This is a genomic window from Primorskyibacter flagellatus (genome assembly GCF_014638275.1).
GTDB classification, from domain to species: Bacteria; Pseudomonadota; Alphaproteobacteria; order Rhodobacterales; family Rhodobacteraceae; genus Pseudooceanicola; species Pseudooceanicola flagellatus_A.
In genome coordinates, this window is sequence record NZ_BMFJ01000001.1 from 1,292,243 (window position 1) to 1,319,234 (window position 26,992).

Here is a 26,992-nt window from a genome sequence, read left to right on the forward strand (position 1 = left end):
CGATCCGCTCAAGCCAGACGGGCGAAACCGCGTGTTGCTCAGGCGGAAACCAGCGCGTTCATCAGCGACGTGAACATCGCCCGCCCGTCGGTGCCGCCCAGAACCTCGTCCGCGGCGCGTTCGGGGTGGGGCATCATGCCCAGGACGCGGCGGTTTTCGCTCAGCACACCGGCGACGTTCCCGGCAGAGCCGTTCGGGTTGTCGTTGTAGGTGAAGGCGATCCGGTCCTCGGCCTCGAGCTGTTTCATAAGCTCTGCGTCGGCCCGGTAGTTGCCCTCGTGATGGGCGATCGGAATACGCAGTTCCGTACCTGCATTCCAGGCCCGGGTGAAATCGCTGTCCGAGGTCTTCACCTGAAGCGACACGGTCTTGCAGAGGTATTTCAGGTCGGCATTGCGCAACAGCGCGCCGGGCAGGATCCGGGTTTCGGTCAGGATCTGGAAACCGTTGCAGATTCCAAGCGCATAGCCCCCGCGCGCCACATGTTCCCTGAGCGAGCCGCAGATCGGGGAATTCGCCGCGATCGCGCCGCAGCGCAGGTAATCCCCGTAGGAGAAACCGCCGGGCACGCCGACGATGTCCGTTCCTGCCGGAAGGGCGTTGTCCTTGTGCCATACCATCGTGACATCCGCCCCGGCCTTTTCGAAGGCGGTCTGCAGGTCGCGGTCGCAGTTCGATCCGGGAAAGACGAGGATGGCGGCCTTCATGGGCGGATGCTCCATATCTGGGGGGATGCGGGCTGCATACGCCCGAATGTCGCGCGACTCAAGAGGCGGGAGCGGACGCGCCGCGCTTTTGCGTGGCCAGAAAGCCCCCGGCCGCGATCAGGGCCATTCCCGCGAGCATCCCGACCGTCGGGCGTTCGGCAAAGATCACGGCCCCCCAGAGGGCCGCCCAGAGCAGATAGGCGTAGTCGAATGCCGCGATGACCGGCGGTGCGCCGGTCTGATAGGCGCGGGCGACCCCCGCGAAATACAGGACGGACAACAGGGCAAGCGCGGCCATGAGCGCCCAGACATCAGCCCCCGCAGGGCCCCAGGGACCGGCAAGGAACGGCAGGCCGGAACCGGGCGTCCACAGCATCACGACGGCAGACCCGGCCAGCCCGGTCAGCAGGAAGGCGCCCTGCAGCGTGCAGGCCAGGGCCAGCGGAGACTCATCCTGACACTTCGCATGGGTCAGGATCATGGCCACGGCGTAGGTCAGCGCCGCCAGCAGAGGCAGGGCCAGCGCAGGCGAGATTGCTCCATCCGGCCGCACGACGAAAAGCATGCCCGCAAATCCAAGCGCCATGCCGCACCAGCACCGCGCGCCGACCGGTCGGCGCAGGACAACCGCGGTCAGCAGCGCGGTCAGGATCGGATTGGTGTAGATCGCCGCGGCCGCAACCGACAACGGCAGGACACCAAGCGAGGCGTAGTAGAGCAGCCAGGTCAGGACCAGCAGCCCCGACCTGATCAGCGCCCACCCCGGTCTCCGCAGCCCGAGCCTCGAACCGGCCGCCAGGGCGACGCCTGCGGTCAGCGGCAATCCGACGGCGGACCGCATGACGAAAATCTGCCAAAGCGACAGTGTCGCGCTGGACAGCTTGATAAGGGCATCCGCCAGGGCCATCAGAGCCACGGACCCGAGGATATACAGGACGGCTTTCATCGCGGCAGAATGCCACCGCTCCGATTTGACCGCCATCGCTCTGCTGACAGGGACGGTCAGCAGTGCTCCGTTCGCTCACCCGATCTGCGGCGGCGCGGGCGGGTCGGCGGGCAGCGGTGAGGGGTCGGGCGGCGGACGGCGCCAGTTGACCATGTCGTAAAGCGCCTGCGGGCTCATCCGCTGCGCGTTGGCCATGCCGAGCGCGGCGGCGCAGATTTCGGAACAGAACCATTTCGAGGCGTCGTGGCGCCCGAGCGAAAGGATCTGGCTGAAGACGATGCCCCAGTAGTCATAGCGCGCGCCGATGCGGTCGCGGATGAAGGTGCCGATCTCGTCCTGCTGGTCGGTCAGATCGACGAGGTCCCACTTGGCGCGTTCCAGCACGATGCGCTTTTCCCGCACGCCCCCGTCCCGGCCGGAGGAGGAGAGGCAGGTTTCTTCCCGGTCATGCTCTGCCCGGCCGACGATCAGTTCGACATGGCTGTAGGGGGAGCGAGTGGCGAAACGGATCAGCCCGTCCTGCAGGCGGATCCACCATGTCGATCCGCGGCCCTTGTAGAATGCCAGTGTAATCATCGCGAGGTCCTCCGCCTGTCGCGTCCAGCCGTTCGCGCTGCGCCAGTCGGGCGGAGGCTATCGCACGGATGTGACGGGACAAAGGCGGGAATTCCGGACCGTGCGGGCGACGTTCTTTGGGGGGGCAGGGAGCGGGCTGTCATCCTCGGACTTGTTCCGAGGATCTCCCGCCTCCTCGCGCCCCCTTCACTCTCGGGCGCGCCCCGAGAGTCTTCCTCCTTCACGAGATCCTCGGATCAAGCCCGAGGATGACGGGGAATGAGGCGACGGAGCGTGGGGTTCCGGTGTAGTCCCTTGTCATACGGCAGGATCACGGGCGCGATGATGGCGTTGAACCCTATCCTGCGGGCGCTTCAGGGTGGGGCCCACGCCACCACCCTGCCCCGCCAATCACTCCGCCCCGCCTTCCCGCGAAAAAACCACGCGCGCCATCAGCCAGACCGCTATGACCACGGGCAGCATGCCGAGCGCGAAGAACGCGCCGCCGAGCAGGTAGAGGTTACCGGCTCCGGGTATGCGGACGTACCCATAGGCCGGGTTCGTCAGAACCGTGACCTCGGCCCCCTCGCTCCAGCCGTAGTTGGAGGCGCCGAAGCGGGTTCGCATGCGGCGTTCCGTTCCATCCGGCGCGGTCAGGCGGAAGGTCGGCCACCAGGTGCAGCCGTCGTCGTCGCAGCTTTCGGGGTTCTCCAGCACCACGGCCCCGGTTTCTTCGGCCGCGCGCATGAAGGCGTGGGTCGTCAGGACCTGATAGCCGCCGAAGATCGCGAAGCCTCCGCCGATCAGCAGGAAGAACACCGCGCCCCAGAAGGTCGGCCAGTCCACGCGGAGCCGGCCGGACACCGGCTCAGCCCAGGTCGACCGAGTAGCTCTCGATCACCGTGTTGGCCAGCAGGCGTTCGCACATCTCACGCACGGTGTCTTCCGTCGTACCCTCGGCCAGGTCGAGCTCGATCACCTTGCCCTGACGCACGCCCGCGACACCCTCGAAGCCAAGCGAGCCGAGCGCGTGGCGCACGGCCTCCCCCTGCGGGTCCAGAACGCCGTCCTTCAGCATGACATGAACGCGGGCTTTCATCGGGGAACCTTTCTTCGCATTTCCGCAACCGCGGAAGGGGTCAGTTGATCAGCGTCGGCTTGGAGTGGCCGTTGGATTTGGGGATCACGCCAAGACGCCGCGCGACTTCTGTATAGGCATCGGTCAGCGAACCGAGATCGCGGCGGAACACGTCCTTGTCCAGCTTCTGCCCGGTCTCGATATCCCAGAGACGGCAGCTGTCCGGGCTGATCTCGTCCGCCACGACAAGGCGCTGGAAGTCGCCGTCATACACGCGGCCGATCTCGATCTTGAAATCCACCAGACGGATCCCGACGCCGTACATCAGGCCGGACATGTAGTCGTTGACGCGCAGAGCGAGGCTGAGGATGTCGTCCATGTCCTGCTGGCTGGCCCATCCGAAGGCGGCGATATGCTCTTCGGTCACCAGCGGGTCGCCCAGCTTGTCGTCCTTGTAGCAGTATTCGACGATCGGGCGCGGCAGGGCCGTGCCCTCCTCGATCCCGAGACGGGTGGCCAGCGATCCGGCGGCAAAGTTGCGCACGATGATCTCGAGCGGGATGATCTCGCAGGCGCGCACCAGCTGTTCACGCATGTTCAGGCGGCGGATGAAATGAGTCGGCACGCCTATGGTCGACAGGCCGGTCATGAAATATTCGCTGAGGCGGTTGTTCAGCACGCCCTTGCCTTCGATGGTGGCTTTCTTCTGGGCGTTGAAGGCGGTGGCGTCGTCCTTGAAATACTGCACGATGGTGCCCGGCTCCGGGCCTTCGTAGAGGATTTTCGCCTTGCCTTCGTAGATTTTCTTGCGCCGTGCCATGGCTGCCCTTTCATTCGGGCCCCTCACCACGGCCCACGCATCTGTCGCGCCCTCTTAGTGCATGGGCGGCATTGTCGCAAGCAGAGCGCGGGCCTTGCGCCGCAGCGCCCGCGAAGGCATATCGGGGCGGACGGTATTTCACGCAAGGGACCACGGCCATGAGCACCTTCGACGATCGCGAAAACGCATTCGAGAACAAATATGCCCACGACCAGGAGATGCAGTTCCGCGCCGAGGCGCGCCGCAACAAGCTGCTCGGCCTCTGGGCGGCGGAGCTTCTGGGCAAGACCGGCGCGGATGCCGATGCCTATGCCCGCGAAGTGGTGAAGGCGGATTTCGAAGAGGCGGGCCACGAGGACGTGGTACGCAAGGTGTCGGCCGACCTGGGCGACAAGGCGACGGATGCGGAGATCCGCGCCAAGCTGGAGCAGTTGCACAAGGTCGCCAAGGGCCAGCTCATGGAAGAATGAGGGCGCGCCCTTCCGGGCCCGCCATGCGGCGCGGTTCCCCTAGGGGACCGCGCCGTTTTCTTGACCGGGGTCCCGCGCCGGCGGCGGCGGGACGAGGTGAAGTATACAGGAGGATAGGTTGACGCGGGAAACGCGGATTTTCTTGCGTACCGCCCAATTTTGCGCATAATTTCAAAACAAACCGGCAAAGACCGGGCCCGAGCAGTTCTTCCAAAGCGGCAGTCGTTAAGGCCTCGGTAGGACTTGAACCCTATCCCACGCTTCCAGTGAGTGGAGTGAGACCTGATGACCCGAAACAGCCCCCCGAGGGCCGCCGTCCTGCGCGCGGCCGCCTCCCGCCGACTGGTGAAATCCGGCCTGCCGCTGATTGTCGGCGCCATCTGCATCTGGCTGCTGAGCGGACAGATCCGCGGGCTGGACTTTCACGCGGTGGCCGAGGTTGTGCGCACCACCTCGATCAGCCAGTGGGCCGGGGCCGCGGTGGCGACGGCGCTGTCCTTCTGGGCCATCGGGACCTATGACGCGGTGATGCACCGCCACCTGCGCACCGGGGTTCCGGCGGATGTGGCGCGGATGACCGGCGCGGGTTCGATCGCGCTGGCGCAGGTGCTGGGCCTTGGCGTGGTGACCGGGGCGCTGGCGCGCTGGCGGATGCTGGCGGGCACGACCCCGGCAATGGCGGCCACCGTGACCGGTGCTGTTTCGGTCAGCTTCCTGGCGTCCTGGGGTCTGATTACCGTGGCGCTCTGCGCGCTGCTGCCGGGGGTGGCACTGCCGCCGCTGCTGGCCTTCGCGGTGCTGGCGGCGCTCATCGGACTGGCGACGCTGGTTGTCCTGCGGCCGGTGCTGCGGGTCGGGCAGTTCTCTGTCCGGATGCCAAGCCTGCGCACCCTGTTGTCCATGCTGGTGCTGACGGCAGTGGACCTGACCGCCGCGGCGGCGGCGCTGCATATCCTGATGCCGGGCTCCCTCTCCGTCGGGTACACGACGTTGCTGCCCATCTTCGCGCTGGCGCTTGGCGCGGGGCTGTTCAGCTCAACCCCCGGCGGGGCGGGTCCGTTCGAACTGACACTGCTGGCCCTGCTGCCGGCCGTGGGACAGGAACCGCTGCTTGGCGCGGTGCTGGCCTGGCGCGTGATCTACTACGCGGTGCCGGCGCTGATCGCGGTCATTCCGCTGGCCTTCCCCTTCCGTTTCGCCCCCGCCGCACCGGACCGCGCCGCCGCACGGTCGCGCGACCTGCCGCATGCGCCGCGGGCGGAATGTGGCGTGGCGCGGCAGAACAGGGCGCTGTCGCTCGACTCCGGCACCGGAAGCGCGGCGGTGGTCGAGACCGGGCAGTGCCTGGCCCTGCTGTTCGATCCCATGTCCGGCACCCCGGCGGATACCGTGCGCGCCCTGAGCCGCGCCGCGCGGGAACGGATGCTGGTCCCGGCGATCTACAAATGTTCGGCCCGCACGGCGCTGGCGGCGCGGCGCGCCGGATGGCGGGTGATGCGGGTGGCCGACGATGCGGTGATCGACCTGTCGGGTCATTCGCTGGAAGGCTCCGGCGCGCGGCAACTCCGGCGCAAGCTGCGTCAGGCGGAGAAGGCCGGGGTGCAGGTGACGCAGGAGACCGCCTCCGCCCCGCTGATGAACGAGCTGGCGCGCATCGATGCGCTCTGGGTCGCCGAACATGGCGGGGCGCGCGGCTTCTCCATGGGGCGCTTCGATCGGGACTACCTTTTGCACCAGCGGATTTTCGTCGCCCGGATCGCGGGGCGTGCCGTCGCCTTCGTCACCCTGCACGAGACGAGCCGCGACCTCGCGCTCGACATCATGCGGCACGAGGCCGATGTGCCGGACGGGACCATGCACAGCCTTGTCGTGGCCGCCATCGCCGCCGCCGGGGCAGAGGGACGGTCCCGCATGACCCTTGCCGCCATGCCCGCCCGCCCTGCCCGCGACGGCCGGATCACCGCCCGCCTGCGCGCGCGGATCGCGGCGCGGACCGGGGGCAACGGGCTGATCCGGTTCAAGGACAGCTTCGGTCCCCGCCGCGCCCCGCTTTATATCGCGGCGCCCGACATGGCATCGCTTGTGCTGGCCGGGGCGGATATTGCGCGCAGCATTCGCGGGTCCTGAGCCCGCCTGCCCTTCCATCATCGCGGAGCGCAGGTTATGTGACCGGCAGAGGCCCGTGGGCCCAGTTGACCGGAGGACGCAATGACCGACACCCTTTCCAAGCTTCTCGCCACCCGCGACTGGCTGATGGCCGATGGCGCAACGGGCACGAACCTGTTCAACATGGGCCTGTCCTCCGGCGATGCGCCCGAGCTGTGGAACGTGGAAGAGCCGGAGAAGATCAAGACGCTCTATTCCTACGCTGTGAACGCGGGCAGCGACCTGTTCCTGACGAATACCTTCGGCGGCAATGCCTCGCGCCTGAAACTGCACAACGCGCAGGACCGGGTGCGGGAACTGAACCGGATCGCGGCGGAACTGGGTCGCGAGGTGGCGGATGCCTCTGGCCGGACCGTGGTTGTCGCGGGCTCCGTCGGGCCGACCGGCGACATCATGGCACCCATGGGCACGCTGACGCACGAGCTTGCCGTGGAGATGTTCCACGAACAGGCCGAAGGGCTGAAGGAAGGCGGGGCCGACGTGCTCTGGCTGGAGACGATTTCCGCGCCCGAGGAATACAAGGCGGCGGCGGAGGCCTTCGCGCTTGCCGGGATGCCATGGTGCGGGACGATGTCCTTCGACACGGCGGGGCGCACGATGATGGGCGTGACCTCCGAAGCGATGGTGGCGATGGTGGAAAAGCTGCCGAACCCGCCGCTGGCCTATGGCGCGAACTGCGGCGTCGGTGCGTCGGACCTGTTGCGCACGGTCCTGGGATTCGCCGCGCAGGGGGTGGAGCGTCCGATCATCGCCAAGGGCAACGCCGGCATTCCGAAGTATCACGACGGGCATATCCACTACGATGGCACGCCGGAACTCATGGGCGAATATGCCGTGATGGCGCGGGACTGCGGGGCGACGATCATAGGCGGCTGCTGCGGCACGATGCCGGAGCATCTGGCGAAGATGCGCGAGGCGCTGGAGACCCGGCCGCGCGGCGACCGGCCCACGCTGGAGCGGGTGACGGAAGTGCTGGGCGGGTTCTCCTCGGCTTCGGACGGGACCGGGGACGACACCGGACCGACACGGGAACGCCGCGGACGGCGGCGGGGTTGACGGCGGAGCTGACGGCGTAAGTTCACGGCGAGGGTCTTGGACTTCGCTGGCCGTCATCCTTGGGCTTGACCCGGGGACTTCATGTCGTGTGTTTCGCCGATTGCATGGAGATCCTCGGGTCAAGCCCGAGGATGACGGCACCTAACAAGGTCATAATGACTGATGCGGCCCCGCACCTGCCCGTACGGGCTCTGCCCTACGTCCGAGGTTTCCGCCCCGTCTAGCGCATCACTTCAGCAATGCGCTCTTTATAACTGTTATCACTCAACTATCCTGAAAACCGCCCCACGATCCTCCGACACGAACCAAAGCGCCCCGTCCGGTCCGATGCGGACATCCCGGACCCGCGCGGTCTCGGGCGACTTGATCTGCTCCACCTCCTGCAGCGGATCGCCCGACAGCCGCGAGATGTAGTCGAACTTCAGCGATCCCACGAAGGCGTCACCCTGCCAGTCCGCGACCGTGCCGTCGTAGAACGCCATGCCCGAGGGCGCGATGGACGGGTCCCAGTAGTGCACCGGCTGCGCCATCCCCGACTTCTCCGTCCCCTCGCCGATCCGCGCGCCGGAGTAGTGCCGGCCGTAGGAGATCACCGGCCAGCCATAATTCGCGCCGCGGTCGATCCGGTTCACCTCGTCCCCGCCGCGCGCGCCGTGTTCGCTGACCCAGATGGTGCCTGTTTCGTCCATCGCCATGCCCTGCGGATTGCGATGACCGTAGGACCAGACCTCCGGCTGTGCGCCCGTCTCGCCGACAAAGGGGTTGTCGTCCGGCACCGTTCCGTCGCGGTTCAGCCGGATGACGGATCCGTTGTGCCGCGACAGGTCCTGCGCGGCGGGCCGGTCGCCACGCTCTCCGATGGTCATGAAAAGATGCCCCTCCGGCCCCTCGGCCAGGCGGGATCCGTAGTGCCGGCCGCCGGACGTGCCGGGCGCCATCTGGAACAGGGTCTCGACGTTCTCCAGCCGGGTGCCGTCCGACGACAGGGTGCCGCGCGAGAGGGCCGTTCCGCTGCCCTGGGGCTGTCGGATCGCGTGGGTCAGGAAAATCTCCCGCGTGCTGGCGAAGTCCCGGGGAACAAGGACGTCCAGAAGCCCGCCCTGCCCTTCGACGTGGATGTCGGGCAGGCCCGTCACCTGCCGTGCCTCGCCTTCCTGCACCAGCCAGAGCCGCCCGCGCTTCTCCGTCACCAGAAATCCCTGATCGGGAAGAAACCCGATGGCCCAGGGGGTGTCGAAACCGGAGGCCACCTGCTCCACCCGGAGCGTGCCGGCCGAGGTTTCAAGCGCCTGCGCCGCCGGGGCGAACCCGGCAAGCAGGGCGAGGATGGCGAGAATGCGGGTCATGGACGTCTCCTTTTTCACCGGAAAGGTAGCCCCGGATGACGTCACCGCAACCGCTGTTCACAAACACTTTTCTTTTGTTCTGAGCGCGCATAGCATCCCGCGCAGGACTTTGTTCCAATCAGGGAGACTAACATGAAAAAGCTTCTTCTGGCGGGTGCGGCTCTGGCCGCGCTGACCGCCCCGGCCCTTGCCGAAAGCCACATGAGCGAAGTGAAGCTCGGGGTGATCCTCGGCTTTACCGGGCCGATTGAATCGCTGACGCCCTCCATGGCGGACGGCGCGGAACTGGCAATGAAGGAAGTGACCGACAGCGGCAAGCTTCTGGGCGGCGCCAAGGTGACCCCGGTGCGCGCGGATTCCACCTGCGTCGACGCGGGTGCGGCCACCGCCGCCGCCGAACGCCTGATCACTGCCGAAGGCGTGAAGGGCATTGTGGGCGCGGACTGTTCCGGCGTGACCGGCGCAATCCTGACCAACGTGGCCGTGCCGAACGGCGTCGTGATGATCTCTCCCTCCGCGACCTCTCCGGGCCTGTCGGAGACCGAGGACAACGGCCTGTTCTTCCGCACCGCCCCGTCGGATGCGCGTCAGGGCGTGGTGATGACCGAGGTCCTGATGGAACAGGGCATCAAGTCGGTCGCACTGACCTACACCAACAACGACTACGGCAAGGGTCTTGCCGACAGCTTCCAGAAGGCGTTCGAGGCGGCGGGCGGCAATGTCACCATCTCGGCCGCGCATGAGGACGGCAAGGCGGACTATTCGGCCGAAGTCGCGGCATTGGCCTCCGCCGGTGGCGACCGGCTGGTGGTTGCGGGCTACATCGATCAGGGCGGCGGCGGCATCGTGCGCGGCGCGCTGGACGCCGGCGCCTTCGACACCTTCCACTTCCCGGACGGCATGATCGGCCAGGCGCTGGAGGACAACTTCGGCGCGGAACTGACCGGCTCCTCCGGCCAGCACCCGGGCACCGACAGCGAAGGCGCGGCAATGTTCACCGACATGGTCGCAGGCGCTTTCGACGCGACGTCCCCCTTCACGCCGGAAAGCTATGACGCGGCGGCGCTGATCCTGCTGGCGATGCAGGCGGCGAACTCGGTCGAGCCGGCGGACTACAAGGGCAAGATCATGGACCTGGCCAATGCGCCCGGCGAGAAGATCTATCCCGGAGAGCTTGGCAAGGCTCTCGAACTGATCGCGGCGGGCACCGATATCGACTATGTCGGCGCAACGGCAGTCGAACTGATCGGACCGGGTGAATCCGCGGGCAACTACCGCGAGATCACCTTCGCCGACGGCAAGATCGAAACCGTCAAGTACCGCTGAGGCATCGGAGGACGGCCCGGACCAGGGCCGTCCTTCTTCGCGGCAAGAGGCGGAACGCCCGGCCGACATGGGGACACGCATGATCGTCGTCGACGACATTCACAAGCATTTCGGCGGCTTCCATGCCGTGGACGGGGCCAGCCTGACGATCCGCGAAGGGTCGATCACCGGGCTGATCGGTCCCAATGGCGCGGGCAAGACCACGCTGTTCAACGTGATTGCAGGGCTGCTGCCCCCGACCTCGGGCCGGGTGACGATGCATGGCGAGGACATCACCGGCCTGCCGCCGCACGCGCTGTTCCACAAGGGCCTGCTGCGCACCTTTCAGATCGCGCATGAATTCCATTCGATGACGGTGCGGGAAAACCTGATGATGGTGCCCGGCAACCAGTCCGGCGAAACGCTCTGGAACGCATGGTTCCGGCGCGGAATGATCGCATCGGAGGAGGTTGCCTTACGGCGTAAGTCCGATGAGGTGCTGGACTTCCTGACAATCGCGCATCTGGCGGACGAGAAGGCCGGAAATCTGTCCGGCGGGCAGAAAAAGCTGCTGGAACTGGGGCGTACCATGATGGTGGATGCCCGGATCGTCTTCCTGGACGAGGTCGGGGCCGGGGTGAACCGCACCCTGCTGATGACCATCGCCGACGCGATCCTGCGGCTGAACCGTGAACGCGGCTATACCTTCGTGGTCATCGAACATGACATGGATTTCATCGGAAAGCTCTGCGATCCCGTCATCTGCATGGCCGAGGGGCGCGTGCTCGCCGAGGGCACGCTCGAAGAGATCAAGGCGAACGAGCAGGTGATCGAGGCCTATCTGGGCACCGGGCTCAAGAACAAGGAACTCGCCGGGTGAGCGCGGACGGCGTGGCGGCACAGCCCTTCCTCGCGGGCCAGGAGATCACCGGCGGCTACGGGCGCGGTCCCGACATCCTGCATGGCTGCACCATCGCCGTGAACCCGGGAGAGATCGCGGTCATCGTCGGTCCGAACGGCGCAGGCAAAAGCACAGCCATGAAAGCCCTGTTCGGCATGCTCGAGGTCCGCTCCGGCGCCGTGCTGCTGGACGGAGAGGACATCACCATGCTGTCTCCACAGGACCGGGTGCGCAAGGGGATGGGGTTCGTGCCTCAGGTCAACAACATCTTCCCCTCCATGACCGTGGAAGAGAACCTGGAAATGGGCGCCTTCATCCGCGAGGACGACATTTCCGGAACGATGGCAAGCGTTTACGACCTGTTCCCGATCCTCAAGGAGAAGCGGTATCAGGCGGCGGGCGAACTTTCCGGCGGTCAGCGGCAGCAGGTGGCCGTGGGACGCGCGCTGATGACGAAACCGAAGGTGCTGATGCTGGATGAACCAACTGCGGGTGTCAGCCCGATCGTGATGGACGAATTGTTTGACCGAATTATCGAAATTGCGCGCACCGGGCTGCCGGTGCTGATGGTGGAACAGAATGCGCGGCAGGCTCTGGCCATCGCGGACAGGGGCTATGTGCTGGTGCAGGGGGCGAATGCCCATACCGGCACCGGGAAGGCGCTGCTGGCGGACGAACAGGTCCGGCGCAGCTTTCTGGGGGGCTGAGGGGATGGTCCGTATCGCGCTCCTCCTGATCCTGTCCGCCACCGCTCCGCTGGCCGCCACGTCGCTGCTGGCCGAGGGCGCGCGGCTGACGCTCACCTGTTCGGTCGTGACCGCCTGCGATACCGGCGGGCAGTGCGAACCCGGCGAAGGTCCGGCGGATTTCATCATTTCCCCCAACAAGATAGACGAAGCAGGCACGGGAACTTACGCCGTAACTGAAAACGACGGCACGCCGGTTCTGGCGCAAGGCCTGTCGCAGCTTGGCCCCTTCGTCTGGAAACCGACCGAGGACACCCGCATGACGCTGACCGTAACCGGCGAAGACACGGCCGTCCTGATCCGTCAGGGCACCGGGCCCGACCCATGGGCGGAAACCGGTCTGATGACCTGCGGGGTCAGCTTCTGATGCGCGTGCTGCTGATGTCCCTGCTGGCCCTGCCCCTGCCCCTGCCCGCGCTCGCGTCGGATTATTCCTGCAATTTCAGCAAGGAATGCTATGAGGATGAAGCCTGTGCCGCAAGTGACTTCACGGTCGAGGTGCGCAGCGGTGAGGACAAGATGGTGACCGATTTCGGCACCTTCCCGATCCTCGCCAAGCGGGACGAACCGGACGTCCTTACAGTGTTCGTGCATTCCGAGGGCGCGGTCTACCTGCTCTCCGCCGGGCCGCGGGCGGCGCGGTTCACCGCCCATGTGACACAGGGACCACAGAGCATCACCTATCTTGGTCTCTGCGAGAAGGTGGGCTGATGGATTTCCTCAACGCCCTTGTCACGCTGGCGAATTTCGTGATCGTCCCGGCGCTGGCCTACGGGTCGCAGCTGGCGCTCGGCGCTCTCGGCGTGACACTGATCTACGGGATCCTGCGGTTCTCGAACTTCGCGCATTCCGACACCATGGCCTTCGGGACCATGGTCGTCGTGCTGATGACCGGCGTGTTCCAGGGCTGGGGCGTCAGCCTCGGCCCGCTGCCGACCGCCCTGCTCGCCCTGCCCTTCGGGATGCTGGCCTGCATGGCGCTTATGCTGCTGACCGACCGCTACGTCTATCGCTTCTACAGGGCGCAGAGGGCGAAGCCGGTCGTGCTCGTCATCGTCTCCATGGGGGTGATGTTCGTCACCAACGGTCTGGTGCGGCTGATCATCGGGCCCAAGGACCGGAACTTTGCCGATGGCGAACGATTCCTGATCTCGGCCCGCACCTTCAAGGAGATGACGGGTCTGGACGAAGGGCTGGCGATCAAGACCGGACAGGCGCTGACCGTGGTGATCGCGGTGATCGCCGTGGCGTGGCTTTTCTGGTTCCTGAACCGCACCCGCACCGGCAAGTCCATGCGCGCCTATTCCGACAACGAGGACCTCGCGCTGCTGTCGGGCATCAACCCGGAGCGGGTCGTGATGGTCACCTGGCTGATCGTGGGGGCACTGGCGACGCTGGCGGGCACGCTTTACGGGCTGGACAAGTCCTTCAAACCCTTCACCTATTTTCAACTTCTGCTGCCCTTTTTCGCGGCGGCCATCGTCGGGGGGCTGGGCAATCCGATCGGCGCCATCGTCGGCGGTTTCGTCATCGCCTTTTCCGAGGTGCTGATCGCCTATGGCTGGAAGAAGGTGCTGACCTACGCGCTGCCCGACTCCCTCGCCCCCGAGGGTCTGGTCCAGATGATCTCCACCGATTACAAATTCGCGGTGTCCTTCGTGATCCTCCTGATCGTCCTCCTCTTCCGCCCGACCGGGCTCTTCAGCGGGAAATCGGTATGACTCTGCGCGACGCCTCCCTGTTCCTTCTCGTGGCGCTGCTGATCGTCGCAACCGGCCTGATCCAGAGCTGGAACCTTGCGCTGCAAATCCTCAACATGGGGCTGATTTCCGCGATCATGGCGCTTGGCGTGAACCTGCAATGGGGTTTTGCGGGGCTTTTCAACGTCGGCGTCATGGGGTTCGTCGCGCTTGGCGGGCTGGCGGTCGCCGTGACCTCCATGCCGCCGGTGACCGCCGCATGGGCGGCAGGCGGGCCGCGGCTGATCCTCGCGCTGGCCGTGCTGGCAGGGACCTTTGCCGCCGCTGTCGCGCTGTGGAAGTCGCAGCTGCCCCGGCGCGGCTGGCTGGTCGCCGCGGCGCTGCTGGCGGGGGTCGTGATCTACCGCATGCTGTTCGATCCCGCGCGCGACGCGATCGAGGCGGTGAACCCCGCGCTCCAGGGCAACCTCGGCGGGTTCGGCCTGCCGGTGCTGGTGTCCTGGCCCATGGGCGGGCTGCTGGCCGCCGGGGCGGCCTGGCTGATCGGCAAGACGGCCCTCGGCCTGCGGTCCGACTACCTTGCCATCGCGACGCTCGGCATTGCCGAGATCATCCTGGCCGTGATGAAGAACGAGGACTGGCTCGCCCGCGGCGTCAAGAACGTGATCGGCATCCCCTCGCCCCTGCCGACCGCAGTGCAGTTGCAGGAGAACCCCGCCTTCGCCGAACGCTTCACGGATACCGTGACCGCCTCCACCATCGCGGTGAAGCTGGGCTATTCGCTGCTGTTCACCGCAGTGCTGCTGATCCTGCTGGTGCTGGCGCAGCTGGCGCTGAACTCTCCCTGGGGGCGGATGATGCGCGCGATCCGCGACAACGAGACCGCCGCCGAGGCCATGGGCAAGGACGTGACCGGACGGCATCTTCAGGTCTTCATCCTCGGCTCCGCCGTCTGCGGGGTGGCCGGGGCGATGATGACCGTGCTCGACGGGCAGCTTGTGCCGGGGACCTACCAGCCGCTGCGTTTCACCTTCCTGATCTGGGTGATGGTGATTGTCGGCGGGTCCGGCAACAACTTCGGCGCGGTGCTCGGCGGGCTGCTGATCTGGTTCCTCTGGGTGCAGGTCGAACCCGTGGGCACCTGGCTGATGTCCGGCATCACCGCCGGGCTGCCGGACGGGGATTTCAAGACCGACCTCATGGACAGCGCCGCCTACATGCGGATGTTCACCATGGGGGTGCTGATGCTTTTGGTGCTGCGGTTCTCTCCGCGCGGCCTGATCCCGGAGCGCTGATCCATGACCCGCCCCCTGCCCCGTACCGCAACGACCTTTGCCCCGCCGGTGATGGAGGCCCGCCGCTGGCTGGCGGAGTCCACCCTGCCCGCGGGGATGGACCTCATCAACGTGTCGCAGGCCGCGCCAGTCGACCCGCCGACCGATGCCCTGCGCCGCGAGATCGCGCGCGTCGCGGTCGAAGACCCGCAGGCCCATCTCTATGGTCCGGTGCTCGGCCTGCCCGCGCTGAGGGAGGAGGTCGCCGGCCAGTGGCTTACGGCGTATGGCGGAGAGATCACCCCCGCCCATGTCGCCATCACCTCCGGCTGCAATGAAGCCTTCTGCGCCACCATCGCCACGCTTTTGGCCGAGGGCGACGAGGTGCTGCTGCCGGTGCCCTGGTACTTCAACCACAAGATGGCGCTGGACATGATCGGCGCGGTCGCGGTGCCCCTGCCGACCGATGCGGCGCTGCTGCCGGACGTCGCGGCGGCCGAGGCGCTTGTCACCGACCGCACCCGCGCCATCGCCGTCGTCAGCCCGAACAATCCGGCGGGGGTCGAATACCCGGCAGAGCTGATCGGCGCGCTTTACGATCTGTGCGAAAGCCGCGGCATCACCCTGATTCTGGACGAAACCTACCGCGATTTCCATTCCTCCGACCTGCCGCTGCACGATCTGTTCACCCGGCCCGACTGGGACCGGACGCTGGTGCAGCTCTATTCCTTCTCCAAGGCCTACCGGCTGACGGGGCACCGGGTTGGCGCAATGCTCGCCTCGCCCGCGCGGCTGGCGGAGGTGGAGAAATACCTCGACACCGTCACCATCTGCCCGGCCCAGATCGGACAGTTCGCTGCGCTCTGGGGGATGCGCAACCTCGGCCAGTGGCTTGCGGGGGAACGGGCGGAAATCCTCGCCCGCGGCGATGCGATCCGCGCCGGCTTTGCCCCGCTGGCACAGAAGGGCTGGAAGCTGCGCGGGGCGGGCGCCTATTTCGCCTATCTGGAACATCCCTTCGACGCGCCGTCGGACGTGATCGCGAAACGGCTGGTGGCGGAAGCCGGGATTCTGATGCTGCCGGGTACCATGTTCACGCCGGAGGGCGACGCCTTCGGGCAGCGCACGATGCGGGTGGCCTTCGCCAATCTCGACGCGGCGGGGATCGCGCGGATGATCGACCGGCTGGCGGGGTTTACGGGCTGACGGCATCGTTCCCCGTGTCCTCCATGCGCCGTTATTCCCCCGCGCTCCGTCATCCTCGGACCTGATCCGAGGATCTCCCGGTCGTGACGCGCCGAAGGGCCGGAGATCCTCCGGTCAAGCCGGAGGATGACGCGGCTCGGGTGTCATCCGATCCGCCTTCCTCCCCCGCCACGCTCCCCGCCGTGTTCCTTCCTTCCCGCACGCTCCGCTCCCCCGCCACGCTCCTCCCTCGCCCCACGCTCCGTCATCCTCGCCCCGCGCTCCGTCATCCTCGGACTTGATCCGAGGATCTCCCCGTCTCGCCCCAAACCACGACATCCTCCGGTCAAGCCGGAGGATGACGCACTACCACAACTCCCTTCACGCACCGGCCGCACTCGCCCCCTCGCCCCGTCATCCCCGGACCCGACCCGACCACCTCCCGCCCCCGGACAGCGAAACATCCGGCACCGCCAGCACCCCCGACCACCGTACGGTGCCCCCCTTGCCCCGCTGCCCCGGGCCCATTAGACACGGACCGCAAGAAAGCCGCATCCAGACGCGGCGCAGACCGGAGGCCCTGGCAGAGATGGCGAAGAAACGCGGCAATACCGCAATGTGGGTCCTCATGGGCCTGCTGATCCTCGGGCTTGGCGGCTTCGGGGCGACCAGCTTTACCGGCTCCCTGCGCTCCGTCGCGTCGGTCGGCAGCCGGGACATCACCCCGAACGAATATGGCCGCGCGCTGCAGAATGAACTGCGCGCGCTCGAGGCGCAGGCGGGTCAGGCGATCTCCTTCGAACAGGCGCAGTCCGCCGGCATCGACCGACAGGTGCTCGCCCGGCTCATCAGCGAGGCCGCCGTCGACGACGAAGCCGACCGCATCGGCCTGTCGGTCGGGGACACGACCGTGGCCAAGCAGGTGCAGGACATTCCCGCCTTCAAGGGTATCGACGGCAAGTTCGACCGGGAAAGCTACAAGTTCGCGCTCGACCGCGTCGGGATGAGCGAATCCGAATTCGAACGCGGGCTGCGCCGCGAAACCTCCCGCGCGCTGGTGCAGGGGGCGGTGGTATCGGGCAAGTCCCTGCCCGACAGCTATATCGACACGATCCTGACCTATGTGTCCGAACGCCGCCGGGTGTCCTGGGTGCGGCTCGACTCCACGCTGCTGCCCGAAGAGACGCTGACGCCGTCGGAAGAGGATCTGAAGGCGCTTTACGACGAACGTATCGCCGATTTCACCCGGCCCGAGATCAAGCGCATCACCTATGCCTGGCTCACCCCCGAGATGATCCTCGACCAGGTCGAGGTGGACGAGGACCTGCTGCGCGCCGAATACGAAGCGCGCGCCGCGGACTACAACCGGCCCGAACGGCGGCTGGTCGAACGGCTTGTCTATGCCGACGAGGGCCGTGCGCAGGCGGCGAAGGACCAGCTTGACAGCGGTGCGTCGGATTTCGAAAAGCTGGTGGCGGACCGTGGGCTCGACCTCAACGACATCGACATGGGCGACGTGTCCAAGGCCGATCTGGGCGCGGCCGGGGAAGAGGTCTTTGCGGCGCAGTCCGGTGACGTGGTCGGCCCGATCGACACCGATCTCGGCCCCGCCTTCTTCCGCGTGAACGGCATTCTCGCTGCCGAAACCACATCCTACGAGGACGCGCTGCCCGAACTGCGGGCAGAGGTCGCCACCGACCGCGCCCGCCGCCGCATCGCCGGTGAGGCGGAACCGGCCGAGGACCTGCTCGCCTCCGGCGCGACGCTGGAAGAACTGGCCGCCGACAGCGACCTGACGCTCGGCACGATCGACTGGGCACCGGGTCAGAACGAAGGTATCGCCGCCTACGAGGGCTTTGACGAGGCCGCCGAGGCGCTTACCCAGGACGACTACCCCGAAATCGCCCAGCTCTCCGATGGCACGATCTACGCCATGCGTCTGGACGAGGTCATCGCCCCCGAACCCGCCCCCTTTGAGGACGTGCGCGAACGGGTCAACGCGATCTGGGAGACCCGTCAGACCATGGAACGGCTGCGCACGCTGGCCGCCGACTACATGGGCAAGCTGGCCGAGGCCGCCGATTTCGCGTCACTCGGGCTCGAGGTCAACACGGAGGAGGCGCTGACCCGCAACGGCACCGTACTTGGCGCGCCGGACGATTTCGCGGCCCGCATCTTCGATATGGAGGAAGGCGACATGGCGGTGATCGACGGCTTCGGCGCCGTGCTGATCGCACGTCTGGACGAAGTGCTGCCGCCCAACCCCGAAGATCCGGAAACCGCAGGCCTGCGCAACAACATCCAGCAGCAGATGCAGAATTCGCTGGCCCAGGACCTCTACCGCGCCTTCGCAGAGGATGTGCGCATCCGGGCCGGGGCCGAAATCGACCAGTCCGCGATCGCCGCGGTCAACGCCAACTTCCAGTAGCGCGGATGCCGGTCCCGGCCCCCGCCGCGTCGCTCTGCGGTCTTTGCGGCGCGACGGGGGCGGCCTAGTCTCGCGCCATCATCGCCCGCGGAGCCGCCATGTCCGATCCGACCGACCAGCCCCTCGTCATCTTCACCCCTTCGGGGAAACGCGGGCGGGTGGCTCCGGGGACCTCGGTGCTCGCCGCGGCGCGCCAGCTCGGTGTCGATCTCGACTCCGTCTGCGGCGGGCGGGGGATCTGTTCCAAATGCCAGGTCACGCCCTCCTACGGGGAGTTCGCCAAGCACGGCGTCACGGTGCGCGAGGGCGCGCTGTCCGACTGGAACGCGGTCGAACAGCGGTATGACGACAAGCGTGGGCTGCCCAAGGGGCGGCGGCTTGGCTGCCAGGCCTGCGTGATGGGCGACGTGGTGCTGGACGTGCCGCCCGAAAGCCAGGTGCACCGGCAGGTCATCCGCAAATCCGCTGACACCCGCCCCATGGTCATGGACCCGGCCACCCGGCTGTTCTTCGTCGAGGTGGCGGAGCCGGACATGCACGAGCCCTCGGGCGATTTCGAACGGCTCTCCGCCGCGCTTGCGGAGCAGTGGGAGGTCACGGGGCTTACCGCCGATCCGTCCTTCCTGCGCAAGCTGCAGGGCGCGCTGCGCAAGGGCGGCTGGCAGGTCACGGTGGCGGTCTACCGCGATCATACCGGCGCGGCACCGCATGCGCTGGAGATCTGGCCGGGGCTGCACGAAGGCGGGCTTTTCGGGCTGGCGATCGATCTCGGCTCCACCACCATCGCGGCGCATCTGACGGATCTGGAGACCGGAGAGGTAAAGGCGGCCTCCGGCCTGATGAACCCGCAGATCCGGTTTGGCGAGGACCTGATGTCCCGCGTTTCCTACGTGATGATGAACCCCGGCGGCGAAAAGGAACTGACCGAAGCCGTGCGCGGCGCGCTGGCCGATCTGGCGGGGGCGCTGGCCGAGGAGGCCGGGATCGACCCGTCGCTGATCGTGGAGGCCGTGGTGGTCTGCAACCCGGTCATGCACCACCTGCTGCTTGGCATCGACCCGACCGAACTGGGTCAGGCGCCCTTCGCGCTGGCGGTGTCCGGGGCGCTGTCCCTGCCCGCCTCGGACCTCGACCTGACGACGATCAACCCGCGTGCCCGCGCCTACCTGCTGCCCTGCATCGCCGGCCATGTCGGCGCGGATGCGGCGGCGGTGTCGCTCGCCACCGCGCCGGAGCTGTCGGAGGAGCTTATGCTGGTCATCGACGTCGGCACGAACGCGGAGATCCTGCTTGGCGACCGGACCCGCGTGCTGGCCTGCTCCTCTCCGACCGGGCCGGCGTTCGAGGGCGCGCAGATCTCCTCGGGCCAGCGCGCCGCGCCCGGGGCCATCGAACGGGTGGAGATTGACCCGGCCACCAAGGAACCGCGGTTCCGCGTGATCGGCAGCGATCTCTGGTCCGACGATCCGGGCTTTGCCGCCGCCATCGCACAGACCGGCGTGACCGGCATCTGCGGCTCGGGCATCATTGAGGCGGTGGCAGAGATGCGCATGGCCGGGCTGCTCGACCCCTCCGGCCTGATCGGATCGGCGGAACAGACCGGCACGCCGCGCAGTCAGCCCGAGGGACGGACCCATGCCTACCTGATCCACGACGGCAGCGCCGAGGGCGGGCCGCGCATCACCGTTACGCAGGGCGACATCCGGGCGATCCAGCTGGCGAAGTCCGCGCTTTACGCAGGCGCGCGGCTGCTGATGGACGAACGCGGGGCCGACCGGGTGGACCGCGTGGTTCTGGCCGGGGCGTTCGGGGCGCATATCTCGCCAAAGCACGCGATGGTGCTGGGGATGATCCCCGACGCGCCGCTGGATCATGTAAGCTCCGCCGGGAACGCCGCCGGGACAGGCGCGCGGATGGCGCTCTGCTCCGTCGCGGCGCGGCGGCAGGTCGAAGAGGGCGTGACGAAGATCACCAAGATCGAGACCGCCATCGCCCCGCGGTTCCAGGAGCATTTCGTCGCCGCCAACGCGATCCCGCATGCGGTCGATGCCTTTCCTGAGCTGTCGAAGATCGTCGACCTGCCCGCGGTGTCGTTCAATTCCGGCGACGGTGCCTCGGGCGGGCGGAGACGCAAACGGCGCTGACCGGAGCCTCCGGCGGGGATATTTGGAGCAAGATGAATGCGATTTCGCCTTGCCATAAATATCCAGAGCCGCAACGTCGCCGCACGAGCTGCGCCGGGGCGGGCCGACGCTGAATGATTTTCCTGTTGCCTGACAGAGGGAAAGCGCGCAGACTTCATTCAGTTTTATCGAAAGTCATTGCCATGCGCCGTTTGCTTCTTGCCCTCGCCCTGATTGCCCTTCCCCATGTCGCCGCCGCGAGCACCGTGTTTCAGGTCGCCAGCGGCAGCGGGTCCCTGTCCTTCGACCGTTTCGATGCCACGCTCGGCACGCTGACTCAGGTCGATCTGGTGCTGACGCGGACGACGCCGGTCGGTTTCACGATGTTTCCGGGCCCGGAGCCGACCCTGCCGACGACTGCAACGTTTTCCCTGGGAGGATTGTCGATTCTCTCTGCCGGAGCGACGCCGCCGGTCGTGGATGTCTACACCGTAAGCGGCACCACCATCCCGCTGGTTCAGGGCGGCTATGGCAGCGCGGTGAGCATGACCATGAACTGGCGCTTCAGCGCGGTCACCGACCTGATCGGCTTTGCCATCGACGTGGAGACTCCGGCGCCGAACCTCCTGATTTTCTCGCCCGTTGTGCAGGATATCGCACTGACGCTGGCCGATTTCACCGGGCCCGGGCAGATGACATGGGCCGACAGCCTGCTTCCGGCCGCGGCCGGTCAGGCGGTCTTCCTGCCCGGCGCGACCAGCCTTGTCGCGCAGGTAACCTATACCTACGACGCCGCCGCGGTGCCGCTTCCGGCCACGGCGCTGCTGCTTGGCGCGGCGGTGGCGGGGTTCGGCGTTCTGGGGCGGCGGCGGGCACGCAAAGCCGCTTGACCGCCCGGCGGGCTTCACCTAAGCGTGGCGGCACCTCGCGGGTGTAGCTCAATGGTAGAGCAGCAGCTTCCCAAGCTGACGACGAGGGTTCGATTCCCTTCACCCGCTCCAATCCGCCCCGGATCGTTTCGCGCGTGATCTCCAGACCGAACATCAACCCGCGACTGATCCTCCTTCACCTCGGCCTGATCCTTCTTGGCGCCCTCGGCGGGCTTGCGGCGCAGGCTGTCGGACTGCCCCTGCCCTTCATCCTCGGCAGCCTGATCGTGGTGGCGCTGGCCACGCAGGTGTCCGAACTTGTGGTGCGCGATCCGCAGCGGGCGCTGCTGCCGCCGGGGTTCAAGTTCAACGACACCTTCCGCGCGATCTTCATCGCGGTGATCGGCATGACCATCGGTACGCGCATCACGACCGAGGTGCTGATGTCCCTGCCCCGCGCCGCGTTTTCCTTCGCCGCGCTGACGCTGTTCGTGCCACTTACCTTCTGGGTGAACTACCTGATCTTCCGCCGGGTCGGCGGGTACGATCATCCGACGGCACTGTTCTCCGCCTCTCCCGGCGGGCTGTACGAGGCGATGCTGTTCGGCGAACAGACCGGCGCTGACATGCGGCAGCTGATGCTTGCGCAGTTCCTGCGGATCATCTTCGTGGTGACCCTGCTGCCGATCGGCATGTCGCTTTATGTCGGCCATCCGGTCGGATCCTCCGGCGGCATGCGTTTCGTGGCCGAGGGCACGGGGCTGGAGCATCTGCCGGTCGCCGCGCTGGTCGTGGGGCTTGGCCTGTATGGCGGGTTCAGGCTGCACCTGCCGGCGGCGCAGCTCATGGGGCCGCTGCTGCTTGGCGCGCTGGTGACGCTGAGCGGGCTGGCGGTGCTGGACCTGCCGAACTGGACCCTCTCGGCGTCGCAGATCGTCATCGGCACCACGCTCGGCACGCGGTTCACCGGCATCCGCCCCGCCATGCTGCTGCGCGGGGCATGGCTTGCGACCCTGACCGTGGGGGCGATGCTTCTGATCGGCACGGCGATGGCACTGGCGCTCCACCCGCTGTCCGGCGAGGCGGTGGACGTGCTGCTGACCTCCTTCGCGCCCGGCGGGGTGACGGAGATGGCGCTGATCGCGCTGTCGCTCAACGCCAACCCGGCCTTCGTGACGCTGCACCACGTCTACCGCATCATCCTGACGGTCTTCGTGCTGACCTGGGCGGCGCGGCGGATGGACAGGGGCTGAACGCGGTCAGGAGGCCTCGGCCTTCTCCTCCAGCATCATCCATTCCTCCTCCGCCGCGGCGAGCGCCTGCTGGCGGTCGGCCAGCGCCTCCGTCCCCTTGGCGAACTTGACGGGTTCCTTCGCATAGAGATCAGGCTGGGAGAGGAACTGCTCCAGCTTCGCGATCTCCGCGCCAAGGCGGTCGATGACACCCGGCAGTTCGGCCAGCCGGTGACGTTCGGTGAAGGAAAGCGCCGCGTCCCGCGCCGGCTTCCGGTCCACCGGGGCGGCAGGTTTCTGCGCCGGTTTCGTTTCTGCCGGACCGGCCTCGGGCGGAGCGGTGCGCTGCGCCTGATAATCGCTCCATCCGCCGGCGTATGGCACGACCCGGCCCTGACCCTCCATCGCGACGGTGGTGGTGGCGACGCGGTCGATGAAGTCCCGGTCGTGGCTGACCAGAAGGACCGTGCCGTCGTAGTCGTCCAGCAGTTCCTGAAGCAGATCCAGCGTCTCGACATCCAGATCGTTTGTCGGTTCGTCGAGGATCAGGAGGTTGCTCTCCTTCGCCATCAGCCGCGCCAGCAGCAGCCGCGCCTTTTCGCCGCCCGAGAGCGAACGGACGGGCGCGCGGGCCTGCCGTTCGTCGAAGAGAAACTCCTTTAGGTAGCCGACCACATGCTTGGGCTGGCCGCGCACCAGCACCTGATCGGCCTGGCCCGACACGCGCATGTCCTTGTCGCCGACGAGGTTCTCCCAGAGGCTCTGGTCGGGGTCGAGCGCGGAGCGGGTCTGATCGAAAACCGCCGTCAGCAGGTTGGTGCCAAGCGTGACGCGGCCCGCATCGGGGGCGATCTCTCCGGTCAGCAGCTTGATGAGGGTGGTCTTGCCGACGCCGTTCGGGCCGACAAAGGCCACTCGGTCACCGCGCATGACACGCAGGTCGAGCCCCTGCACGATGGTCTGGTCTCCGAAACGCTTGGTCAGGCCCTCGGCCTCCATGACGCGACGACCGGATTTCTGGCCCGAGGCGAGGTCCATCGCCGCCGTGCCCTGCCGCCGGATCTGGCCGGCCCGTTCTTCACGCAGGTCCTGCAACGCGCGCACCCGGCCCTGGTTGCGCTTGCGCCGGGCAGAGATGCCCTCGACCGCCCATTTCGCCTCCGCCTTGATCTTGCGGTCCAGCTTGTGGCGGGCGATGTCCTCTTCTTCCCATATCTTGTCGCGCCAGGCCTCGAACCCGGCAAAGCCTTCGTCCTGACGGCGCACCGCGCCCCGGTCGATCCAGAGCGTGCCTTTCGACAGCGCGCGCAGGAAGGCGCGGTCGTGGGAGATCAGGAGGAAGGCGGCGCGGGTCTGGGACAGTTCGGCCTCCAGCCAGGCAATCGCCTCGATATCCAGGTGGTTGGTGGGTTCGTCCAGCAGCATCAGCTCCGGTGCCTCGGCCATCAGCCGGGCCAGCGCGGCGCGGCGGCGTTCACCACCGGAGGCGGTTTCCACAGGGCGCGCGGGGTCGAATTTCAGCCCTTCGGAGGCCATCTCGACACGGTAATGTTCCGACGGGTCCAGCCGGGCGGCGGCGAAATCGCCTAGCGTCGCGAAACCGGTCATGTCCGGCTCCTGCTCCATGTAGCCGACGGAGGTGCCGGGCGTCACGATCCGCTCACCGCTATCGGGTTCGACGAGACCCGCCATGACCTTCATCAGGGTCGACTTGCCCGATCCGTTGCGCCCGACCAGCGCCAGCCGGTCGCCGGGCTGGACGACCAGCGAGAGGTCGGAAAACACGGGATCGCCGCCGAAGGTCAGGGCGATGTCGTTCAACTGGAGAAGGGGTGTGCGGGCCATGGCGCCTCCGCTACGCGGGCGGGTTGGCGGCGTCAAGTGGGGTTTGATGGCAGGGGCTTTGCCCCCGGCCTCCGGCCTCACTCCCAGGCAGCCAGCCGCGGGATTGCGCGTCGTCCGACGGCGTCGAAGACGAAGGCGCTGCGCGTTTCAGCAAAGCGAAATGCATTTCGCCTTGCTCCAAATATCCCCGCCGGAGGCGCCCTCAGCCCGCCGTCGCGCGCAGCAGGCGTTTCCGGGCGGGCGGGATGGCGTTGATCTCCAGTCCCGTAAAGACGTGCAGCGTGTTCATGTGGCTGTCGACCACCGCGTGATCGCTGACCCAGCCCCCCATGAGGAGATAGGTCCGCAGCAGCGGTGGCATCCGCAGCATGGCGAGCTTCGCGTCGGGCTTGCGGCGCAGCTTCTGGGCAAAGCGGAAGACCTTGGGGGCCTTGACCTTGGGCAGCCAGCGTTTCGGCGCGAGGTGACGTTCCTTGAGCATGGCGAAGGCATCGAGGTACTGCTCCGCATCCGTGCCGTGGAACGACGAACAGCCGAACAGCATCTCCACCCCCGTCTCGTCGACATAGGCCGTCATCGCGCCCCAGGCGACGCGCAGGATGTCGGGGTCCTTCAGGGCGGGGTCGATGCAGAAGCGGCCCATTTCGACCATGCGGCCGGTAAAGGATTCGAGCGCGGAGAGTTCGTAATACTGGGCGGAGTAGCTCTTGGCGATCTCGGTCCCGCCGGTCAGCGGCAGGATGCGGAAGCAGCAGACGAGGGCGCCGGTACGGGTGTCCTCCACGAGAATGTGGTCGCAGAGGGCGTCGAAGGCGTCGGCGTCAAGTTCGGCGTCGGCGTCGCCGCGGAAGGCCAGGGTGCGCAGGCGCTGCGCGGCACGGATGTCGTCGTCGGAGTCGGCGGGACGGGCGCGGTAGCGACCTTTCTTGAGCGACAGCATATCGGGCACCTCTCCTGCGCCTGATCCACGGAGATAAGGTAGGTTGCCCGGGTGATGCCCGCAAGATGTATCACTTTGATGACGCGCGCCGGGTCGGCGGCGCGCGCGTGTCGCCGTGGTCTCAGTTCAGGACCGATGCCGGGTCGAAGCGGCCGAGGTTGCGCAGCAGGTTGCGCAGCAGGCCATTGTTGCGTCCGTCGATGTCGGTCACGCGGCGCGACAGGACCACCGTGCGCCCGTCCTGCAGGCCGAAGCGTTCGATGTTCTGCACGACTCCGCCGGAATCGAAGGTGACGGCGACGACCTCGCGCTCGATCACCTTGGGTTCGGTCGGCCCGAAGTGGCGGAAACTGGAGCGGATGTAGTAATAGCCGCTGTCGTCGATCAGGCCGGAGGTCGAGGGCGCGCCCAGCACATCGGAGACGGTATCGCGGGTATCGACACCCACGGTGATCTGGGAAAGCTGTTCTTCGTCAGGGACATAGCCATGGGCGCGGATGCGCTCCACACAGGCGGCCAGCGACAGGAGAGCAAGGCCGAAGACGACGCTCCGGATCGCCCGCGCCGCGTGGCGCGCCACTCCTTCATTCTGCTCGGCCATGTCGCCCCCCGAATTCCCTTGCCGGATCGCCCCTCTTGTCAGCGGCGGGCGCGGCTTCTATCCCGATTACATCAACTTCTTGCCCCGGTTCAAGAAAGGATCGCCGTCATGGCTGATACGCCCGCGCCGCAGACCGTCTACCGGCTGGCCGACCTGAACGACCGGCAGGGTCTGAGCTTTGACCTGCGCCCGGAGGATACGGAGGCGCTGAGGGACCGGCTTGGCCTGTCCGACCTGCGCAAGCTGCGCTTTGCCGGTGCGCTGACGCCCGAGGGAAAGCGCGGCTGGCGGCTCTCGGCGCAGCTTGGCGCGACGGTGGTGCAGCCCTGCGTTGTCACGCTGGCCCCCGTCACCACCCGGATCGAGGAGGAGGTGGTGCGCCGCTATTCCCCCGATTTCGACGCGGCAGAGGCCGAGGCCGCGCGCGACGCCGACGGCGACGGCACCCCGATTCCCGAGGATGACAGCCTCGAACCCCTGCCCGCCGCCGTCGATCTGGCTGAGGTGATGGAGGAGGCGCTGGCGCTTGCCCTGCCGCTCTACCCGCGTGCCGACGGGGTCGGGGCCGGGGACCAGCAGTTCGCCGCGCCCGGTGTGAAACCGCTTGCGGATCAGGATGTGAAGCCCTTCGCCGGCCTTGCCGCCCTGCGCGACAAGCTTGGCAAACCCGGCGACGAAGACTAGGGGCGGGAGAACGAA

26 protein-coding genes and 1 tRNA gene are annotated in these 26,992 nt (G+C 67.2%); 17 read left to right on the top strand and 10 right to left on the bottom strand.

Annotation, left to right across the window (positions count from 1 at the left end; translation table 11 throughout):
* Positions 1-38: 38 nt before the first annotated feature.
* The 6 genes from purQ to purC all read right to left on the bottom strand — a co-directional run bounded on the left by purQ (position 39) and on the right by purC (position 4,106).
* Positions 39-707, bottom strand: a complete 669-nt coding sequence (gene purQ, locus IEV87_RS06370; RefSeq protein ID WP_188476817.1) for a phosphoribosylformylglycinamidine synthase subunit PurQ — start codon at positions 705-707, stop codon at positions 39-41.
* 58 nt (positions 708-765) lie between these two features.
* The gene (locus IEV87_RS06375; RefSeq protein WP_188476818.1) at positions 766-1,653 is read right to left on the bottom strand and encodes a DMT family transporter; all 888 of its coding nucleotides are present in this window, start codon (positions 1,651-1,653) and stop codon (positions 766-768) included.
* 75 nt (positions 1,654-1,728) lie between these two features.
* Entirely contained in the window at positions 1,729-2,229 is a 501-nt protein-coding gene (locus IEV87_RS06380) for a hypothetical protein (RefSeq protein ID WP_188476819.1), read from the bottom strand.
* A 390-nt stretch (positions 2,230-2,619) separates the two neighbouring features.
* Positions 2,620-3,072, bottom strand: coding sequence for a hypothetical protein (locus IEV87_RS06385; protein ID WP_188476820.1), 453 nt, complete (start codon positions 3,070-3,072; stop codon positions 2,620-2,622).
* A gap of 4 nt (positions 3,073-3,076) precedes the next feature.
* The gene (gene purS / locus IEV87_RS06390) at positions 3,077-3,307 is read right to left on the bottom strand and encodes a phosphoribosylformylglycinamidine synthase subunit PurS (RefSeq protein WP_188476821.1); all 231 of its coding nucleotides are present in this window, start codon (positions 3,305-3,307) and stop codon (positions 3,077-3,079) included.
* Positions 3,308-3,347: 40 nt separating this feature from the next.
* Entirely contained in the window at positions 3,348-4,106 is a 759-nt protein-coding gene (gene purC, locus IEV87_RS06395) for a phosphoribosylaminoimidazolesuccinocarboxamide synthase (protein ID WP_188476822.1), read from the bottom strand.
* A gap of 158 nt (positions 4,107-4,264) precedes the next feature.
* Between purC and IEV87_RS06400 the strand changes: the two genes are divergently transcribed.
* From IEV87_RS06400 to bmt, 3 genes are all read left to right on the top strand, one after another.
* Positions 4,265-4,576: a DUF1476 domain-containing protein gene (locus tag IEV87_RS06400; RefSeq protein WP_188476823.1), complete on the top strand. Its 312-nt coding sequence runs from the start codon at positions 4,265-4,267 to the stop codon at positions 4,574-4,576.
* A gap of 285 nt (positions 4,577-4,861) precedes the next feature.
* Positions 4,862-6,703 (top strand): phosphatidylglycerol lysyltransferase domain-containing protein, encoded by a 1,842-nt coding sequence (locus tag IEV87_RS06405; protein ID WP_188476824.1) that lies wholly within the window; start codon positions 4,862-4,864, stop codon positions 6,701-6,703.
* An 81-nt stretch (positions 6,704-6,784) separates the two neighbouring features.
* Positions 6,785-7,798 (top strand): betaine--homocysteine S-methyltransferase, encoded by a 1,014-nt coding sequence (gene bmt, locus IEV87_RS06410; protein WP_188476825.1) that lies wholly within the window; start codon positions 6,785-6,787, stop codon positions 7,796-7,798.
* A gap of 260 nt (positions 7,799-8,058) precedes the next feature.
* Here the strand turns inward: bmt and IEV87_RS06415 are convergent, their stop codons facing one another.
* A complete protein-coding gene (locus IEV87_RS06415; RefSeq protein WP_188476826.1) occupies positions 8,059-9,144 on the bottom strand; it encodes a PQQ-dependent sugar dehydrogenase in 1,086 nt (361 codons plus the stop codon).
* A 132-nt stretch (positions 9,145-9,276) separates the two neighbouring features.
* On the opposite strand from IEV87_RS06415, the gene IEV87_RS06420 reads away from it, so the two are divergent.
* The 13 genes from IEV87_RS06420 to IEV87_RS06480 all read left to right on the top strand — a co-directional run bounded on the left by IEV87_RS06420 (position 9,277) and on the right by IEV87_RS06480 (position 22,928).
* Positions 9,277-10,470, top strand: coding sequence for an ABC transporter substrate-binding protein (locus tag IEV87_RS06420; protein WP_188476827.1), 1,194 nt, complete (start codon positions 9,277-9,279; stop codon positions 10,468-10,470).
* Positions 10,471-10,549: 79 nt separating this feature from the next.
* Positions 10,550-11,329, top strand: a complete 780-nt coding sequence (locus IEV87_RS06425) for an ABC transporter ATP-binding protein (RefSeq protein ID WP_188476828.1) — start codon at positions 10,550-10,552, stop codon at positions 11,327-11,329.
* Entirely contained in the window at positions 11,326-12,057 is a 732-nt protein-coding gene (locus IEV87_RS06430; RefSeq protein ID WP_229737447.1) for an ABC transporter ATP-binding protein, read from the top strand. Before IEV87_RS06425 ends, IEV87_RS06430 begins: the two co-directional genes overlap by 4 nt.
* Positions 12,058-12,061: 4 nt before the next feature.
* A complete protein-coding gene (locus IEV87_RS06435; protein WP_188476829.1) occupies positions 12,062-12,463 on the top strand; it encodes a hypothetical protein in 402 nt (133 codons plus the stop codon).
* Complete coding sequence (locus IEV87_RS06440) at positions 12,463-12,807, top strand: hypothetical protein (RefSeq protein WP_188476830.1); 345 nt, start codon at positions 12,463-12,465, stop codon at positions 12,805-12,807. The genes IEV87_RS06435 and IEV87_RS06440 overlap by 1 nt, the downstream gene beginning before the upstream one ends.
* Entirely contained in the window at positions 12,807-13,817 is a 1,011-nt protein-coding gene (locus IEV87_RS06445) for a branched-chain amino acid ABC transporter permease (protein ID WP_188476831.1), read from the top strand. The genes IEV87_RS06440 and IEV87_RS06445 overlap by 1 nt, the downstream gene beginning before the upstream one ends.
* A complete protein-coding gene (locus tag IEV87_RS06450) occupies positions 13,814-15,091 on the top strand; it encodes a branched-chain amino acid ABC transporter permease (RefSeq protein WP_188476832.1) in 1,278 nt (425 codons plus the stop codon). The genes IEV87_RS06445 and IEV87_RS06450 overlap by 4 nt, the downstream gene beginning before the upstream one ends.
* Positions 15,092-15,094: 3 nt before the next feature.
* The gene (locus IEV87_RS06455) at positions 15,095-16,276 is read left to right on the top strand and encodes an aminotransferase (RefSeq protein WP_188476833.1); all 1,182 of its coding nucleotides are present in this window, start codon (positions 15,095-15,097) and stop codon (positions 16,274-16,276) included.
* Positions 16,277-16,844: 568 nt separating this feature from the next.
* The gene (locus tag IEV87_RS06460) at positions 16,845-18,683 is read left to right on the top strand and encodes a SurA N-terminal domain-containing protein (RefSeq protein WP_188476834.1); all 1,839 of its coding nucleotides are present in this window, start codon (positions 16,845-16,847) and stop codon (positions 18,681-18,683) included.
* Positions 18,684-18,781: 98 nt separating this feature from the next.
* The gene (locus IEV87_RS06465; protein ID WP_188476835.1) at positions 18,782-20,827 is read left to right on the top strand and encodes an ASKHA domain-containing protein; all 2,046 of its coding nucleotides are present in this window, start codon (positions 18,782-18,784) and stop codon (positions 20,825-20,827) included.
* Positions 20,828-21,009: 182 nt separating this feature from the next.
* On the top strand, positions 21,010-21,696 hold the full coding sequence (locus IEV87_RS06470; protein ID WP_188476836.1) for a choice-of-anchor E domain-containing protein: 687 nt from the start codon (positions 21,010-21,012) through the stop codon (positions 21,694-21,696).
* 37 nt (positions 21,697-21,733) lie between these two features.
* A tRNA-Gly gene (locus IEV87_RS06475) sits at positions 21,734-21,807 on the top strand.
* A 23-nt stretch (positions 21,808-21,830) separates the two neighbouring features.
* Positions 21,831-22,928 carry an AbrB family transcriptional regulator gene (locus IEV87_RS06480; RefSeq protein ID WP_229737448.1) on the top strand — a complete coding sequence of 366 codons (1,098 nt, stop codon included), beginning with the start codon at positions 21,831-21,833 and terminating at the stop codon, positions 22,926-22,928.
* A 6-nt stretch (positions 22,929-22,934) separates the two neighbouring features.
* Here the strand turns inward: IEV87_RS06480 and IEV87_RS06485 are convergent, their stop codons facing one another.
* The 3 genes from IEV87_RS06485 to IEV87_RS06495 all read right to left on the bottom strand — a co-directional run bounded on the left by IEV87_RS06485 (position 22,935) and on the right by IEV87_RS06495 (position 26,293).
* Positions 22,935-24,752 (bottom strand): ABC-F family ATP-binding cassette domain-containing protein, encoded by a 1,818-nt coding sequence (locus IEV87_RS06485; protein WP_188476837.1) that lies wholly within the window; start codon positions 24,750-24,752, stop codon positions 22,935-22,937.
* A gap of 202 nt (positions 24,753-24,954) precedes the next feature.
* Positions 24,955-25,692: a GNAT family N-acetyltransferase gene (locus IEV87_RS06490; protein WP_188476838.1), complete on the bottom strand. Its 738-nt coding sequence runs from the start codon at positions 25,690-25,692 to the stop codon at positions 24,955-24,957.
* A gap of 121 nt (positions 25,693-25,813) precedes the next feature.
* Positions 25,814-26,293 (bottom strand): outer membrane protein assembly factor BamE, encoded by a 480-nt coding sequence (locus IEV87_RS06495; protein ID WP_188476839.1) that lies wholly within the window; start codon positions 26,291-26,293, stop codon positions 25,814-25,816.
* A 108-nt stretch (positions 26,294-26,401) separates the two neighbouring features.
* Between IEV87_RS06495 and IEV87_RS06500 the strand changes: the two genes are divergently transcribed.
* Complete coding sequence (locus IEV87_RS06500; protein ID WP_188476840.1) at positions 26,402-26,977, top strand: YceD family protein; 576 nt, start codon at positions 26,402-26,404, stop codon at positions 26,975-26,977.
* The last annotated feature ends 15 nt before the right edge of the window (positions 26,978-26,992 follow it).

Coding starts and splice junctions, on each gene's coding strand:
- purQ (WP_188476817.1), bottom strand. CDS start 707: ATGAAGGCCGCCATCCTCGTCTTTCCCGGATCGAACTGCGACCGCGAC.
- IEV87_RS06375 (WP_188476818.1), bottom strand. CDS start 1,653: ATGAAAGCCGTCCTGTATATCCTCGGGTCCGTGGCTCTGATGGCCCTG.
- IEV87_RS06380 (WP_188476819.1), bottom strand. CDS start 2,229: ATGATTACACTGGCATTCTACAAGGGCCGCGGATCGACATGGTGGATC.
- purS (WP_188476821.1), bottom strand. CDS start 3,307: ATGAAAGCCCGCGTTCATGTCATGCTGAAGGACGGCGTTCTGGACCCG.
- purC (WP_188476822.1), bottom strand. CDS start 4,106: ATGGCACGGCGCAAGAAAATCTACGAAGGCAAGGCGAAAATCCTCTAC.
- IEV87_RS06400 (WP_188476823.1), top strand. CDS start 4,265: ATGAGCACCTTCGACGATCGCGAAAACGCATTCGAGAACAAATATGCC.
- IEV87_RS06405 (WP_188476824.1), top strand. CDS start 4,862: ATGACCCGAAACAGCCCCCCGAGGGCCGCCGTCCTGCGCGCGGCCGCC.
- bmt (WP_188476825.1), top strand. CDS start 6,785: ATGACCGACACCCTTTCCAAGCTTCTCGCCACCCGCGACTGGCTGATG.
- IEV87_RS06415 (WP_188476826.1), bottom strand. CDS start 9,144: ATGACCCGCATTCTCGCCATCCTCGCCCTGCTTGCCGGGTTCGCCCCG.
- IEV87_RS06420 (WP_188476827.1), top strand. CDS start 9,277: ATGAAAAAGCTTCTTCTGGCGGGTGCGGCTCTGGCCGCGCTGACCGCC.
- IEV87_RS06425 (WP_188476828.1), top strand. CDS start 10,550: ATGATCGTCGTCGACGACATTCACAAGCATTTCGGCGGCTTCCATGCC.
- IEV87_RS06435 (WP_188476829.1), top strand. CDS start 12,062: ATGGTCCGTATCGCGCTCCTCCTGATCCTGTCCGCCACCGCTCCGCTG.
- IEV87_RS06440 (WP_188476830.1), top strand. CDS start 12,463: ATGCGCGTGCTGCTGATGTCCCTGCTGGCCCTGCCCCTGCCCCTGCCC.
- IEV87_RS06445 (WP_188476831.1), top strand. CDS start 12,807: ATGGATTTCCTCAACGCCCTTGTCACGCTGGCGAATTTCGTGATCGTC.
- IEV87_RS06450 (WP_188476832.1), top strand. CDS start 13,814: ATGACTCTGCGCGACGCCTCCCTGTTCCTTCTCGTGGCGCTGCTGATC.
- IEV87_RS06455 (WP_188476833.1), top strand. CDS start 15,095: ATGACCCGCCCCCTGCCCCGTACCGCAACGACCTTTGCCCCGCCGGTG.
- IEV87_RS06460 (WP_188476834.1), top strand. CDS start 16,845: ATGGCGAAGAAACGCGGCAATACCGCAATGTGGGTCCTCATGGGCCTG.
- IEV87_RS06465 (WP_188476835.1), top strand. CDS start 18,782: ATGTCCGATCCGACCGACCAGCCCCTCGTCATCTTCACCCCTTCGGGG.
- IEV87_RS06470 (WP_188476836.1), top strand. CDS start 21,010: ATGCGCCGTTTGCTTCTTGCCCTCGCCCTGATTGCCCTTCCCCATGTC.
- IEV87_RS06485 (WP_188476837.1), bottom strand. CDS start 24,752: ATGGCCCGCACACCCCTTCTCCAGTTGAACGACATCGCCCTGACCTTC.
- IEV87_RS06490 (WP_188476838.1), bottom strand. CDS start 25,692: ATGCTGTCGCTCAAGAAAGGTCGCTACCGCGCCCGTCCCGCCGACTCC.
- IEV87_RS06495 (WP_188476839.1), bottom strand. CDS start 26,293: ATGGCCGAGCAGAATGAAGGAGTGGCGCGCCACGCGGCGCGGGCGATC.
- IEV87_RS06500 (WP_188476840.1), top strand. CDS start 26,402: ATGGCTGATACGCCCGCGCCGCAGACCGTCTACCGGCTGGCCGACCTG.